Genomic DNA, 14,444 nt, shown 5'->3' on the forward strand with positions numbered 1-14,444 from the left:
GTCACTCGCCTTCGGAGGAGAGGGTGAGCCGTGGCAGTTCTGCCGTGAGGAGCTCCCCGTAGTAGACGTCTGGATCGAGACGACGCAGATCCTCCATGAGTGAGTCCTGAACGGAACGGCGTGCCAGGTTCACGCTACGGTCCTCGAGGCCGGGACGCGATAGACAAGCCACCGACGAGGAAGCACTGCGCGACAGAGACACGGTCGTGTCATCGTCAAAGAAGAACGTGATGTCCGTGATCGTGAGCGCGTCGTTGTCGACAACACGCTCGACTGGCACGCCCAGCTGGTGGTGCAGCCACGCGGCGACGAGGAACGGCGACGGATGTGTGGCGTTTCCCGCGATGCGGATTGAGGTTGGTAGACGGTCGAAGTCTTCCGCGATCGCGGCCAGGAGCGCACGCCACAGGGTGACGCCCGCCCATGCTAGATCGATGTCGCCGGGGGTGTACACGGTCGACAGAGCCGACAGCGTCTCCATCGGGCACTCGGTTGCACGCGAATCGGTGATGCGCTTGACCGCCAGGCGGCCGAGCGGGTGGGTGCCAGGATTCTGCGGTGGAACCACCGGCCAGTAAGTGACGACAGGAGTATCGGACTGGAGCAGAGGCATGACGAGCGAATCGATGTTGGATGCTGCCTCGCCGCGTGGCTCCAGGATGATGATGTCGGACAGACCCGCTGCGTCGCCGACGCGAATCTGGGCGTTGAGGCGCGCGGTTCCCTCCGTCGACTCGGGCTCGACAATGACGATGACGCGGCAGGGGTGCTCGCGCGAGACCGCGTCGGAAACCTCGATTGCGTTGTCGACGTCGATCAGGTCAGGCACGCAGATGAGGAGCGTGAGAACGCGGCTGAGGGCCGCAGCGCCGCGTTCGTCACGCAGCTCGACGATGCGGGATGCGACCTCGGCGGACGTGGTGTTCTTCAGGGTGATGATCACGGGAGCCTCCAGAAACGGCCATCGCGGGCCAACATGTCGTGCGCGGATTGGGGACCCCAGGTGCCGGGGGCGTAGGGCTCGGGCTGTCCCTGGCTCTCCCAGAAGGACAGGATCGGATCGAGGATCTTCCACGAGGCCTCGACCTCGTGCTGGTGGGGGAACAGGGGCGCGGAACCGACAAGCGCATCGAGGATGAGCCGCTCATACGCCTCGGGGGAGTCCTCGGTAAACGCGTGGCCGTAGGCGAAGTCCATGGTGACGTCACGCACCTGCATCGAGGTGCCCGGGACCTTGGCGCCGAGCTTGAGGGTCAGGCCCTCATCCGGCTGGACGCGGATGACGAGTGCGTTTTGAGCGGATTCGCTGAGGGCAGAGTTGCCGAACGGTACGTGGGCAGAGCGCTTGAAGATCACGGCGATCTCGGTAACGCGCTTGCCCAAGCGCTTGCCTGCGCGCAGATAGAACGGCACGCCAGCCCAGCGCCGCGTGTCGACGAAAAGCTTGATCGCTGCGAATGTCTCCGTGGTCGAATCGGCGGGGATACCGTCCTCCTCGAGGTAACCGCGTACACGGTCGCCTCCCTGCCAACCGCCCGCGTACTGGCCGCGTGCGGTGTCGGCAGCCAGGTCGTCGGGCAGGCGCACGGCAGAGAGAACCTTCTCCTTCTCGGTGCGGATCTCCTCGGGCGTGAAACGTACGGGTTCCTCCATGGCAGTGAGTGCCATGAGCTGCAGCAGGTGGTTCTGGATGATGTCGCGCGCTGCGCCGATGCCGTCGTAGTAGCCCGCGCGCGTGCCGATGCCGATGTCCTCGGCCATCGTGATCTGGACGGAGTCGACGTAGTTTGCCTTCCACAGGGGCTCGAACATGGCGTTCGCGAAGCGCATGGCCATGATGTTCTGGACGGTTTCCTTGCCCAGGTAGTGGTCGATGCGGAAGACGTCTTTCTCGTCGAAGATCTGGGAGATGACATCGGAGAGCTCTTGCGCGGACTGGAGGTCGTGACCGAAGGGCTTCTCGATGATGACGCGTCGCCATTCGCGACCCTGTCGCTTGTTGAGGCCGGTGTCCGACAGGTGCTTGGCCACGACGGGGAAGTACGACGGAGGAATGGACAGATAGAAGGCGTGATTGCCGCCGGTGCCGCGTGAATGGTCGAGTTCGGCGACGGTCTGCGCGAGGCGACGGTAGGCTTCAGGATCGTCGAAGGTACCGGAGACGAAGCGTAGTCCGGAGCGCAGCTGGTTCCATGTACCCTGGTTAAACCCAGTGCGGGTATGGGCCTCGATGGATGCGCGCACGTACTCCTCGAAGTCCTGCGGGCTCCAGTCGCGGCGCGCGAACCCCGTCAACGAGAACGCCGGGTGCAGTAGGCCGCGGTTGGCGAGGTCGTAGATCGCGGGGAGCAACTTCTTGCGGGCGAGGTCACCGGTGATGCCGAAGATGACGAGGCCGCAGGGCGGTGAGATACGCGGAAGCCTGCGGTCCTGGGGATCGCGCAGGGTGGGGATCTCGTTGGTCACGAGTGGTCGCTCCGTTCGCTCAAGGGGTTGGGACGAGGCCGGGGCCCGAACGCTGCGCCCGTTGGGTGAGCGAAGCGGGACCGAGGACCCACACATGTCTACGAGAATAGGGCTGCTGGCACGCCCTCGCGCGCCAGCAGCCCTATGTTCAGTTCAGTTGACTAAAAAGTCACGAACGAGCGGCCTCGATGGATTCCTTCGCAGCCGCGGCCACGTGCTCGGCGTCGATGCCGTACTCCTTGAAGAGGAGTTCGCCCGGCGCGGAGGCGCCGAAGTGCTCGATGGAGACTGCGCGACCGGCGTCGCCGATCCAGCGGTACCATGGCAGGGCGATGCCTGCTTCGACGGAGACGCGAGCGCGCACCGACGGGGGCAGGACGGAGTCGCGGTACTCGCGGTCCTGAGTCTCGAACCAGTCGAGGCACGGCACAGACACGACGCGCGCGGCGATGCCCTCGGCGGCCAGGCTCTCACGCGCCTCGAGGGCGACGGAGACCTCGGAGCCGGAGGCCAGCAGGATCACGTCGGGCGTGCCCTCGGTGTCGGCCAGGACGTAGGCACCGCGCGCGAGGTCCTCGGTGGTGGCCAGGCCGGTGCCTTCGCCTCGTGCCGGGTTAGGCAGGTTCTGGCGGGACAGGACGATGGCCGCCGGGTGCGACTGCTCGAGAATGGCCTTCCAGGAGGCGGCCGTCTCAGCTGCGTCGGCGGGACGCACGACCGCGAAGTTCGGGATCGCGCGGTAGGAGGCCAGGTGCTCGATCGGCTGGTGCGTCGGGCCGTCTTCGCCCACGCCGATGGAGTCGTGGGTCCACACGTAGGTGACCGGCAGATCCATGAGGGCGGCGAGGCGCACGGCCCCGCGCATGAAGTCGGAGAACACGAAGAACGTGCCGCCGTAGGCGCGGGTGAAGCCGTCAGCAGCGATGCCGTTGAGGGCAGCACCCATGGCGAATTCGCGCACGCCGAAGTGCAGGTTGCGGCCGAACTCGTTGCCGCTGAAGGCAGACGAGGAACGGTGTGCGGGCAGGAAGGAAGGCTCGCCCTTCAGGAAGGTGTTGTTCGAGCCAGCGAGGTCGGCGGAGCCGCCCCACAGTTCGGGAAGGACCGGAGCAATCGCGTTGAGGACCTGACCGGAGGCAGCGCGGGTTGCGATGGCCTTGCCCTCTTCGAAGGCGGGCAGCGCGGCCTCCCAGCCCTCGGGCAGGCGGCCTTCGAGGAGACGCTCAAGCAGGGCAGCCTGCTCGGGGTGAGCAGCCTTCCATGCCTCGAAGCGGGCGTCCCAGTCCTTGCGGTACTCGGCTGCGCGAGCGGCCGCGCGGGCACGGACCTCGTCGACGAGCGCGGAATCGGCATCGAACATCTTCTCAGGATCGGCGCCCAGTGTCTCCTTGAGGCCCTTCAGCGCCTCGGAGCCGAGCTTGGAACCGTGAATACCGCCGGTGTTCTGCTTGCCGGGAGTCGGCCAGCCGATGATGGTGCGCAGCGCGATGAGCGAGGGCTTCCTGGTCTCGGCCTTGGCGGCTTCGAGGGCGTCGTTCAGCGCGGCGGTGTTCTCCTCGTAGGAGCCATCCTCGCCGAGCCAGTCGACGCGCTGGACGTGCCAGCCGTAGGCCTCGTAGCGGGCCAGGACGTCCTCGGTGAAAGCGATCGACGTGTCGTCTTCGATGGAGATGTGGTTGTCGTCCCAGATGACGGTAATGTTGCCGAGCTCCTGGGTGCCTGCGAGGGAGGAAGCCTCAGCTGAGACGCCCTCTTCGAAGCAACCATCGCCAGCGATGACGTAGACGTTGTGGTCGAAGACGGACTTGCCGAGGGGGGTCTCGGGATCCAGCAGGCCGTGGACACGGCGGGCGTTCATGGCGAAGCCGACGGCGGAAGCGATGCCGGTACCCAGCGGGCCGGTCGTGATCTCCACGCCCTTGGTGTGGCCGTACTCGGGGTGGCCGGGGGTCAGGGAGCCAGCGGTGCGCAGCTTCTTGATGTCATCAAGTTCGAGCCCGAAGCCGGAGAGGTAGAGCTGGACGTACTGGGTCAGCGACGAGTGGCCGGCCGAGAGGATGAAGCGGTCGCGTCCGATCCAGCGTGGGTCGGCAGGGTCGACGTTCATGACTTTGTTGTAGAGGAGGTAGGCGGCGGGGGCGAGTGAGATAGCAGTACCGGGGTGGCCCGATCCAGCCTGCTCGACGGCGTCGGCGGCGAGGATCTTAGCGGTCTTGACCGCTTCGTCATCAATGTGATCCCAGTGAAGTGACACGGTGGTCTCCAGTTGTAGGGCCCCAGCGTTGGGGCGGAAATGGTTTACCGCGTCACAGTCTAGCGAATATGTGCGCATGCCGATAGCGCTCACGCACATATGTTGCACAGTCGCTTACCCTGACACCATGACCTCTCTGGAAGCTCTCGTGCGCGACTGGGTGGACTATCTGCGCGTTGAAAAGGGGGCATCTGCGCATACAGTTTCAAACTATCGCAGAGATGCCAGCCGGTATGCGTTTGACATGAAGAGCCGAGGGAAAAACGATGTCGGGGACGTGAGCGTGCGCGACATCGAAGACTACATGATGCGTCTGGCATCCGGAGCGGTCACGGGGAAAGCTGCAGCAGCGTCGTCCGTAGCGCGCGCGTCGGCCGCTATCCGAGGGCTGCATAAGTACGCGCTGACGGAGGGGGTTGTCGCGACGGATGTCGCTGCCCAGCTGCACGCCCCTCGTCAGGGGCATCACCTGCCCAAGGCTCTCTCTGTCGAGGAGGTGGGACGGCTGCTTGATGCCGCTCACGCCGACGATTCACCCATCGGCCTTCGTGATGCTGCGTTGCTCGAACTCCTGTATGCCACGGGTGCGCGCGTGTCTGAAGCGGTGTCCTTGAGCGCTGATGACCTTGATCTTGACGGCGATGTCCCCGTTGTACGTCTGTTTGGCAAAGGACGCAAAGAGAGGATCGTTCCGGTCGGTTCTTTCGCTGTTGACGCGCTCGACGCATACAGAGTGCGTGCGCGACCGGCACTGGCAGCACGAGGCAGGGGCCAGACGGTATTTTTCCTCAACTCCCGCGGCGGTGCGCTGTCTCGTCAGAGTGCATGGACGGCTATTCGGCGCGCGGCTCAGGCGGCTGACCTGGGAGACCGCGTCTCTCCGCATACCTTGCGGCATTCGTTTGCGACGCACCTGCTCGAGGGTGGCGCGAGCGTGCGCGAAGTCCAGGAGCTTCTCGGGCATGCCTCGGTAGCAACCACTCAGATCTACACCCAGGTGACCGCACAAGCGCTGCGTGAGGTCTTTACCCTCTCGCACCCACGGGCGCGTGGCACCGAGGCAACCGCGCGGTGATGAATTAGGATGGGGACGTGACCACGAACTCGCATCCTACGCTGACGCCCGACCTGCGCGAAGAGCCGGTCGATTTCCCTGTGCCCGCGCCGCTGTCGGGGCATGGTCCCGCTCGCGTGATCGCGATGTGTAATCAGAAGGGCGGCGTCGGTAAGACGACGACGACCATCAATCTGGGTGCCGCCCTGGCTGAATATGGGCGAAGGGTCCTGATCGTGGACTTTGATCCCCAGGGTGCCGCCTCCGTTGGGCTGGGTATTAATGCGCTCGATATGGAGCAGACGATCTACACGCTGCTCATGAACCCCAAAGCGGATGTGAAGGCGACTATCTGTCACACGGCGACGGAAAACCTCGATATCATCCCTGCGAACATCGACCTGTCCGCGGCGGAGGTTCAGCTCGTCAATGAGGTTGCCCGCGAGAGTGCCTTGGCCCGCGTTCTCCGACACGTCGAAGCTGACTATGACGTGGTCCTGATCGACTGCCAGCCGTCCCTCGGCTTGCTCGCAGTCAACGCCCTCACCGCAGCTCACGGTGTTATCGTCCCGGTCGAGGCAGAGTTCTTCGCGCTGCGTGGCGTCGCGCTGCTCGTCGAAACCATCGAGACGGTGCGCGACCGCATCAACCCGCGTCTCAAAATTGATGGCATTGTCGCTACGATGGTTGACTCGCGCACGCTGCACTCGCGCGAGGTCCTCCAGCGCCTACAGGAGGCATTCGGCGATCTCGTGTTCGATACTCGTATCGGTCGCACCATCAAGTTCCCGGATGCGTCTGTGGCGACTGAGCCGATTACTTCTTACGCTCCCAACCATGCGGGCGCGCACGCCTACCGTCGACTCGCGCGGGAAGTCATAGCCCGTGGCGACGCGGCCTGAGGGTCTCGAGGTCCAGGGGGAGTTTGACCTCTTCGCTGTGTCACTCCCCGTTTTCGAAGGCCCTTTCGATCTCCTCCTGTCCCTGATTGCCCGCAAAAAACTCGACATCACCGAGGTTGCACTCGCCCAGGTGACCGATGAGTTCATCGCTTTTATGCAGGCTTCGCCGGACCTGTCTCGTACGACGGAATTCCTGGTCGTGGCGGCGACCCTGCTCGACATGAAGGCGGCTCACCTACTGCCCGCCATTGACGAGGAGGACAACGCCTCGCAGGCCGATTTGGAGGCCCGTGATCTGCTGTTTTCCCGGCTTCTGCAGTATCGCGCGTTCAAGGAAGCAGCGAAGTATGTTGATCAGCGGATGGGGGAGTACGGCTCGTACGTCGCCAGGGACGTGCCCCTGGAGCCGCATTTTGCGACGCTTCTTCCCGAGCTGCGCTGGCTCACGACCCCCCAAGACCTCGCGCGCCTCGCGGCCAATGCGCTGTCTGCCTCGGCACCGACGGTGCAGGTCACTCACCTGCATGACCCTGTCGTGCCCGTGCGCGAGCAGGCGCTTCTCGTCAGTGCGATGCTGGCTGAGGCAGGTTCCATGACCTTCCATCAACTCGTTGAGGATGCCCAGACGCGTGCTGTCGTTGTCTCCCGTTTCCTTGCCCTCCTCGAGCTGTACCGGCGAGGCGCGGTTGAGTTCGATCAGGAGGATGCGCTCGGGGCACTCACGATCCATTGGACGGGTACTCGAGAATGCCTCGACATTGACGTGGATGACTACGCTGGTGTGGATGACGCGGATGCTGCCCCGGCCTCGTCCCGCAGTGGTGCACGATCCGAGAGCGAAGGAGACAGCGGTGATGAGTGAACACACACTGTGTGGCCCTATTGAGGCGATCCTCATGGTGGCCTCCGAACCAGTTGGCGCGTCCGAGCTCGCCGACGTTCTGGGAGTCAGTTCTGAAGAGGTTGACGCCGAACTGCACGCGCTTGCTGCCGAGTACCTGGGCGAGGGACAGGAACACCCGCGGGGCTTTGAGCTACGCGAGGTGGCGGGTGGCTGGCGCATCTATTCCGCTCGCGCATACGCCGATGTTGTCGGCCGTTTCGTCGTCGGATCGTCTCACGCCCGCCTCTCGCAGGCGGCCCTGGAAACGTTGGCCGTCATCGCCTATCGTCAGCCGATTTCACGGACGCGAATCTCCCGTATTCGTGGAGTTAACGTGGATGGTGTCGTGCGTACCCTCATGGCTCGAGGCCTCGTGGAAGAGACGGGACTGACACCCTCTGGCGCGCGCCTGTACGGGACGACAGGGGAGTTTCTTGAGAAAATGGGGCTAACGAGCCTGTCGGAGCTGGTACCGTTGGCACCCTACCTGCCAGACGCTGACGCGCTGGATGAATTGGAGGAAGAACTATGAGGGCTAACCCCTACACCGAGGGTGGAGTGCGCCTGCAGAAGGTGCTCGCCCAGGCCGGCGTCGCATCCAGGCGTGCGTCCGAACAGATGATCGCCGACGGCCGGGTGAGTGTTGACGGCACCGTCGTGCGCAGCCAGGGCATCCGCGTCGACCCTGCGAAGCAGGTCATTCACGTGGATGGAGAGCGCCTGATCCTCGACGAGACCAAGCACATCGTCTTGGCCGTCAACAAGCCGATTGGTACCGTGTCCACGATGAGCGACCCGGAGGGGCGCCCCACGATCGCTGACCTCATCGCCGACTATCCGGAGCGCCTGTACCACGTGGGGCGTCTGGACATTGACACGTCCGGCCTGTTGCTGCTGACGAACGACGGCGAGCTCGCGAACCGTTTGACCCACCCGTCGTACGAGATTCGCAAGACCTACGTGGCGCGTCTGCACGGCGAGGTCAAGCCGGGCGTGAAGCGCACGCTCATGAACGGAATCGAGCTGGAGGACGGCCCGATCAAGGTTGATTCCTTCCGCATCGTCGATACCTACGGCGACATCACGACCGTCGAAATCGTCGTGCATGAGGGTCGTAACCGCCTGGTGCGCCGCATGATGGAGGCTGTCGGGTACCCGGTGCGCGAGCTCGTGCGCACGGGCTTTGGGCCTATCACGCTTGACCATCTCAAGCAGGGGACGACCCGACGCGTCAAAGGCAACGCACTGACTGCGCTGTACGGAGCCGTCGGCCTGTGAGCAGCGAGAGCGGGGTGCTCGGGCAGCGAGTCGTATCGACTGTCGGTCCGGTTCTCATCGTCGGGTCGGGACTGCTTGGTGCGTCGCTTGGCCTCGCGCTGCGTGCCGGGGGAGTGCGCGTCTATCTTGAGGATGCCTCTCCCACATCGCTGCGTTTGGCCTGTGACGTGGGCGCAGGAGAGGCTTTTGCCGACGTCCTCGCCGAGGCCGGGGTGCGCCGCTCAGGGTGCGGCTCGGATCGGCCAGGCTACGAATCCCCGCGTCTCGTTGTCGTTGCAACACCCCCGGATGTCGCCGACCGCATCATCGTCGAGTCGCTGCAGCGCTTTCCCGATGCGATTGTCACCGACGTTGCGTCGGTGAAGGACGCCGTCGTCGCTGACGTCCTTGATGGATTGCGCTCTGAGGGGTGCCTTGACGCGGCGTCGCGCTACGTCGGTTCGCATCCGATGGCTGGTCGCGAGCGCAGCGGAGCCGGCGCAGCCGATGCGGACCTCTTCTACGGGCGCCCATGGGTGATCGTTGCTCACGAGTTGACGTGGCCGCGCGCCGTTCTGGTTGCGCGAGCCTTGGCAACTGACGTTGGAGCCGTGCCGCTCGAGATGAATGCTGGAACGCACGATCACGCGGTTGCGCTCGTGTCGCATGTTCCGCAGCTTGTGTCGTCGATGCTCGCCGCGCGCCTTGTCGATGCCCCCGCTCAGGCTCTCGGCTTAGCCGGTCAGGGATTACGCGATACCGCGCGTATCGCGGGTTCTGACCCTCGCCTCTGGACTGCCATCCTGGCGGGGAATGCTGGGCCCGTGGCATCGATTCTGCGCGATCTTCGAGGCGATCTCGATGATCTCCTTGCGCACCTGGATGCCGCCGCCGAGTTGGGGCCGCTGCGCGGTGGGAGCGTCGGAGCCATTAATCGCGTCATGACCGCAGGTAACCAGGGCGTCTCCCGCATTCCCGGCAAGCATGGCGGTGCCCCGTCGCGCTACGCCGAGATTGAGGTTCTCATTCCTGACGAACCCGGTGCGCTTGGGCGACTCTTTAGCGAGCTCGGCGAGTCTGGAATCAACATTGAGGACCTCGTTCTCGAGCACTCAGCGGGTGCACAGGCTGGTGTTGCTCGTGTCATGATCGACCCCGCGGTGTCCGACCGCTGTGTCGCAGACCTGCAGGAGCGGGGCTGGCGACTCATCACTCACTAGATACCTCGATGAGGAGAATGCAGCTATGAACGACTCGATGCGTCAGGACGCCATTTCGCGCGTCGGTATCACGATCGCTATTGACGGTCCCGCCGGCTCTGGGAAGTCGACGGTCTCGAAGGCCCTGGCGTCGAGGCTCCGCATCGGCTACCTCGACACGGGCGCGATGTACCGTGCGCTGACGTGGTACTGCTTGGATCGGGACATTGATCTGACCGACAACGCTGCAGTTGCAGCGGCGGCAAACGAGATGCCGCTGCGTCTGGTTTCTGACCCGTCAGATCCGCACGTGTGGGTGGGGGAGCGTGAGATCACCGAGGAGATCCGTGAACCGCGCATCGCCCTGGAGATCAAGCACGTGTCGACGAATCTTGATGTGCGCGCGTGGATGGCGGCGGAGCAGCGCAGGCGCATGATGGAGGCCCGAGAAGAAGGTTCCGGAATGATTGCAGAGGGGCGCGATATTACGACCGTGGTCTGCCCCGACGCTGATGTCCGTATTCTTCTGCTCGCCGATCAGGAGGCACGCCTGCGTCGACGTACGCTCGAGCTGTACGGCGACGCGACCGAGGAGCACATGGAGATCGTGCGCGCCCAGGTAGAGGGGCGAGACAAAGCAGACTCCGCGGTATCAGAGTTCATGGTCGCGGCACCCGGCGTCGCGACCGTTGATTCCACGGGTCTCGATATCGAGGGTGTGTGCGAGGCTGTTCTCGCCTACGTCGATGAGGACCTGGTGCGCCGCGACGTATGAGTAATACGCGCAAGTGAATATGAGTGTGCCCCGCACCCATCGGTGCGGGGCACACTCATATTGCGCGTCAGTAGCCCGGGTTGTTCTGTCCTTTCGAGGCTCCTCCGGGGGGTTGCGTGCCGTAGCCATAGGTCGGTCCCTGGTCGGGCGCGGTGCCGTATACCGGACCTTGAGCCGCGGGCATGCCGTAGCCCTGTCCCTGTGCCGGGTTGGTACCGTACCCGTTCGCGGGGAAAGACCCGGGTGTGCCCTGCCGTCCGGTGCAGGGATGCTTGTATGACCACGGCGGGCTAAAGCCCGTATACCACGAGCGCCCGGGTGGCTCGGTACCTTGCGGATAGCCTGTTACTCCGTACTGGGGGCCGTTGGCGCTGGTGTAGTTCGGCATGTCGTGGATATTCTTGCGCGCTCGTCGGTAGACGATCGCCTGGATGATGCAGGCCGGTAACAAGATGACGAAGAAGACCCCGATCATGATGAGGACTGCCAGAGCAGTCGCCCCTGATTCTGAACTCGTCGAGGTGGTGCGGCGCGCGGGAGCAGTGGTGCTTGACGTGCCGCTTACCTGGGGGTGAAGGGATGATATGACGCTGCGGGTGCTCGTGGCACCGGATGCAGACATGTGGCAGGTGCTTGCGATGGACGACGCGGCCGGTTCGGCAGACGCGTGCGTCGCAGGACCGATGAGAGTGGTCGTTGCGCAGGCGAGGGTGGCTCCGCAGATGAGGAGCCGATGAGACAGCATGTGTGTTCCCTCCAGGCACGATCTGGTAGTCCAGCGCAGCGGTATTGGGGCCTCGCCGAATGTACTCGGTGATGGGTGAATCGACGTGGTCTCTTTCATGTGGTGGATTCAGACAATGTGAGGTTTACGTGTGCACTCGCGTTGCGGATTGTCGAGCCGTGCACGCGGTTGCGCGACGTCAGTAGCCGGTTCCGTAAGGACCGTACGGGCCATTTGCGCCGGACGAGGGGGAACCGCCCTGCTGATTGCCGTAGTGGTAGCCATAGTCGCCCGCCGGGTAGCCGCCTCCTGCTTGCATGGGAGTGTTCATGGGAGCTCCGTTCTGTGGATACTGGGCGCCACCATAGTTTCCGGCTGTCACTCCATACTGCGGTCCGCTGGGGCCGTTGTAATTCATCATCCGCGATTGACGGCCCCCGTTTCGGGAAGAAATGTATCGGTAGAGGAAATAGCCGCCGGCGAGCAAGGCGAAAATAATTAGGGAGATGAGGACAGATACCGGGTCATGGGAGGTCCTGCGTGACCGGAAACGTCGACGCGTCGGTGCTGGTACCGATGAGCTTGCCTGCACAGTGTGCCCGGTAGTAACAACGCTTGAGGGGGTGCTCTCCGTGCTGGTGATGACCGAGCGTGCCTGCGCTGACGATGCGGCCCAGGTCCCAGCAGATGGCGCTGCGATACCCGTGAGGGCAAGGGCGAGTGACGCTGAGATTGTCAGAAGACGACGGGTAGCCATAAGCGGTACTCCCACGATGCGTGTTGGCGGTAGATAAGTATCAGTGTAATTGCGTAGACACGTCAGGACCGCTTGTTCCGCGTGACGCTACGTGCACGCAGTCGCAGAAGATGGGGTGAATGTTCTCGTCCGGTGGTGGTGTGTCGTGGCGCACGCCTGTCGGTTTGCTTCATGATCGCCGGGTGCGCTATAGTTCTACAGGTCGCCACGGCGACGAACTAAATACGGGCTGTGGCGCAGCTTGGTAGCGCACTTGACTGGGGGTCAAGGGGTCGTGGGTTCAAATCCCGCCAGCCCGACGAAAGAACCGTGAGGGTATGTCCCTCACGGTTTTTTGTCTGTCCGAACAGGTGTAGCCTGCACTGTTCTTGACGGAAGGGACCTCTGTCCTTAGTGGTGTGCGTCCCCATAATTTGTAACCGAAATGTGATCCAGATTTAGCTGCTTTTATTTCGCCCGGTAAAACGTAGTTTTTCGGAAAAGATTGGCCGATTTCCGCAGGTAGAGGACGGTCATTCCATGTGTTTGGGCAGTCACAAGTACTTCAATGCCTAGAGTAAACTGTTTCACAGGTCGAAGTCGTCAACGGGGATGATTTCGACCTGCTTACTTTCACCGGGCACGCAGCGGATACCTGACCGCGGGCGGCTTCTGTGTTTGTTCGTCAGCCGCCGCTTGTGATTGCGCGGATGCGTGATCTTTCCTCTTCGGACGACGAGCCCTGGCCTCGTGGCGGGGGAACGAGGCCGGAGCTGTGCTTCGTCGGGGGCTAGAGGATGCTCACTCGGAAGTCCCAGCGCCTGTGTCGGTGTTATCGGCTGCAAACTCCTCGAGGGTGGGCGCCTGCGAATCGGGGTTCTGGAACTCAACTACAGTCGTGACGACGTTGACAGCGGGATCGGAAATATTCATGGCCGTCGTATTGCCGGACTCGTCGACAATGTTCAATCGGTTATTGGGAGTCAGTTCCACGATGAAGAGGTCTTCCAGTTCACCGACACCGGCCTGAGAAATTTCGTGTCGCAGCCAATCCTCGTCTCGATGGGCGAGGTTGAGGTTGTCAGCTACGATCTGGCCATTGGACACCAGAACGTAGTTAACACCGCCCTCACCCTTGCGGCGAACAGTCAGGGAGCCGTTGGCTTCGCGCTGCACGAGGCTGATGTCGCTCAGCGAGAAGAAACCCATGCCGCGTAGCTCCGCGAGAAATTCGACCGGGTCGAGCTTGTGATCCGGGCTGTCGAGCGCGTCCTGAGTGAAGCGTCCCCCCTCGATGATCGTGTATGCACGTCCCATCACGAGGGAACGTGTTGGCATGAACTGAGAGGTGAGGAAATTCAGACCCGAGATGATAGCGAAGGTCACAAGCAGAAAGCTCACGTACTCGGCGAATGAGATGGCGTGGTTGTAGATGACGCCGCCGATAATGCCGCCGAGAATGAAGTTCCCGATAAAGTCGATCGGTGTCATCTGGACCGTCTGCTGCTTGCCCGTGAGGCGCAGGTGGAGGACGATCAGGATGACACCGATCAGGAGCTTAAAGACCGTCATTTCGAAGCCGTGAAAGTCGAACATGACGCAACTCTATCCGCGGGTGGGGGCGCGTTGCCCCGCAGTGTGATCAGCTCGTCGGATCCGCGTCAATTGCTCCCTGAATGTCGTGGAAGATCAGGTTCGAGATCTCCACTTGCACCTTCTCAACCTTCGGCACGTCACGTAGGAGCAGCGGGTCGTCTGCGGAGGTCTGGAGGGCAAGCGTGCCACAGCCGAAGATGCGGTCGTCGAAATCCTTCTCGATTTGAACGTCCGAAATGCGGGTAAGGGGCAGGTCATGGCCGGTGCGCTTGATGACGCCCGTGCGCGTGATGACGCGCTTCGTGGTCACCGTATAGGTGGTTGTGATCCACTTGATCCACGGGACGGCAATGAGCGGGATCGACAGGAGAAGAACCGCAATCCAGATGGTCGCAAGTGCCCAGTAGCGCGCGTTCTCGGGGACGTAGAAGGAACCTACTGCGGCGGCGATGACGAGGATGGACTCGACGATGATCGCCGGCAGCAGCTTCTTGATGTGAGTATGCATGTGGCGGACGACGATCTCGCCCTGGCTGAGAAGCTTCTGTGACAGTGCCATGGCACCATCATGCCAGATAGCGGCTGTCTGTGAGTACGT

General features: G+C 63.0%; 14 protein-coding genes and 1 tRNA gene. 8 read left to right on the forward strand and 7 right to left on the reverse strand.

The features are described from left to right. Window position 1: 1 nt before the first annotated feature. The 3 genes from O3684_RS03225 to tkt all read right to left on the reverse strand — a co-directional run bounded on the left by O3684_RS03225 (window position 2) and on the right by tkt (window position 4,720). A complete protein-coding gene (locus tag O3684_RS03225) occupies window positions 2–943 on the reverse strand; it encodes a glucose-6-phosphate dehydrogenase assembly protein OpcA (protein WP_500065060.1) in 942 nt (313 codons plus the stop codon). Beyond that, window positions 940–2,466, reverse strand: a complete 1,527-nt coding sequence (gene zwf, locus O3684_RS03230) for a glucose-6-phosphate dehydrogenase (protein ID WP_500065061.1) — start codon at window positions 2,464–2,466, stop codon at window positions 940–942. The genes O3684_RS03225 and zwf overlap by 4 nt, the downstream gene beginning before the upstream one ends. A 169-nt stretch (window positions 2,467–2,635) precedes the next feature. Beyond that, a complete protein-coding gene (tkt, locus tag O3684_RS03235; RefSeq protein ID WP_500065062.1) occupies window positions 2,636–4,720 on the reverse strand; it encodes a transketolase in 2,085 nt (694 codons plus the stop codon). Window positions 4,721–4,847: 127 nt separating this feature from the next. Here tkt and O3684_RS03240 point away from each other — a divergent pair, with 127 nt between their 5' ends. From O3684_RS03240 to cmk, 7 genes are read left to right on the forward strand one after another with little or no spacing between them, the layout of a single operon-like run. Then, complete coding sequence (locus O3684_RS03240) at window positions 4,848–5,795, forward strand: site-specific tyrosine recombinase XerD (protein WP_500065063.1); 948 nt, start codon at window positions 4,848–4,850, stop codon at window positions 5,793–5,795. Window positions 5,796–5,812: 17 nt separating this feature from the next. Beyond that, window positions 5,813–6,676: a ParA family protein gene (locus tag O3684_RS03245; RefSeq protein ID WP_500062316.1), complete on the forward strand. Its 864-nt coding sequence runs from the start codon at window positions 5,813–5,815 to the stop codon at window positions 6,674–6,676. After that, window positions 6,660–7,538, forward strand: coding sequence for a segregation and condensation protein A (locus O3684_RS03250; protein WP_500065064.1), 879 nt, complete (start codon window positions 6,660–6,662; stop codon window positions 7,536–7,538). The genes O3684_RS03245 and O3684_RS03250 overlap by 17 nt, the downstream gene beginning before the upstream one ends. Further along, window positions 7,531–8,091 carry an SMC-Scp complex subunit ScpB gene (scpB, locus tag O3684_RS03255; protein WP_500065065.1) on the forward strand — a complete coding sequence of 187 codons (561 nt, stop codon included), beginning with the start codon at window positions 7,531–7,533 and terminating at the stop codon, window positions 8,089–8,091. The genes O3684_RS03250 and scpB overlap by 8 nt, the downstream gene beginning before the upstream one ends. After that, a complete protein-coding gene (locus O3684_RS03260; RefSeq protein WP_500062313.1) occupies window positions 8,088–8,837 on the forward strand; it encodes a pseudouridine synthase in 750 nt (249 codons plus the stop codon). The genes scpB and O3684_RS03260 overlap by 4 nt, the downstream gene beginning before the upstream one ends. After that, entirely contained in the window at window positions 8,834–10,036 is a 1,203-nt protein-coding gene (locus O3684_RS03265; RefSeq protein WP_500065066.1) for a prephenate dehydrogenase, read from the forward strand. Before O3684_RS03260 ends, O3684_RS03265 begins: the two co-directional genes overlap by 4 nt. 25 nt (window positions 10,037–10,061) lie before the next feature. Continuing rightward, window positions 10,062–10,790 (forward strand): (d)CMP kinase, encoded by a 729-nt coding sequence (gene cmk / locus O3684_RS03270; RefSeq protein ID WP_500065067.1) that lies wholly within the window; start codon window positions 10,062–10,064, stop codon window positions 10,788–10,790. 67 nt (window positions 10,791–10,857) lie between these two features. On the opposite strand, the gene O3684_RS03275 is transcribed toward cmk, so the two are convergent. After that, window positions 10,858–11,535 carry a hypothetical protein gene (locus O3684_RS03275; RefSeq protein ID WP_500065069.1) on the reverse strand — a complete coding sequence of 226 codons (678 nt, stop codon included), beginning with the start codon at window positions 11,533–11,535 and terminating at the stop codon, window positions 10,858–10,860. A 178-nt stretch (window positions 11,536–11,713) separates the two neighbouring features. After that, window positions 11,714–11,845 carry a hypothetical protein gene (locus O3684_RS03280; RefSeq protein ID WP_500065070.1) on the reverse strand — a complete coding sequence of 44 codons (132 nt, stop codon included), beginning with the start codon at window positions 11,843–11,845 and terminating at the stop codon, window positions 11,714–11,716. A 651-nt stretch (window positions 11,846–12,496) separates the two neighbouring features. Between O3684_RS03280 and O3684_RS03285 the strand changes: the two genes are divergently transcribed. Continuing rightward, window positions 12,497–12,570 (forward strand) — tRNA-Pro (locus O3684_RS03285). A gap of 481 nt (window positions 12,571–13,051) precedes the next feature. Here the strand turns inward: O3684_RS03285 and O3684_RS03290 are convergent. Both O3684_RS03290 and O3684_RS03295 read right to left on the reverse strand, forming a co-directional pair. Then, a complete protein-coding gene (locus tag O3684_RS03290; protein ID WP_500065071.1) occupies window positions 13,052–13,846 on the reverse strand; it encodes a DUF421 domain-containing protein in 795 nt (264 codons plus the stop codon). 46 nt (window positions 13,847–13,892) lie between these two features. Then, window positions 13,893–14,405 (reverse strand): PH domain-containing protein, encoded by a 513-nt coding sequence (locus O3684_RS03295; RefSeq protein WP_500065072.1) that lies wholly within the window; start codon window positions 14,403–14,405, stop codon window positions 13,893–13,895. Between the last annotated feature and the right edge of the window lie 39 nt (window positions 14,406–14,444).

It is taken from the genome of Pauljensenia sp. 20925_1_27 (genome assembly GCF_041432835.1).
Classification (GTDB): Bacteria; Actinomycetota; Actinomycetes; order Actinomycetales; family Actinomycetaceae; genus Pauljensenia.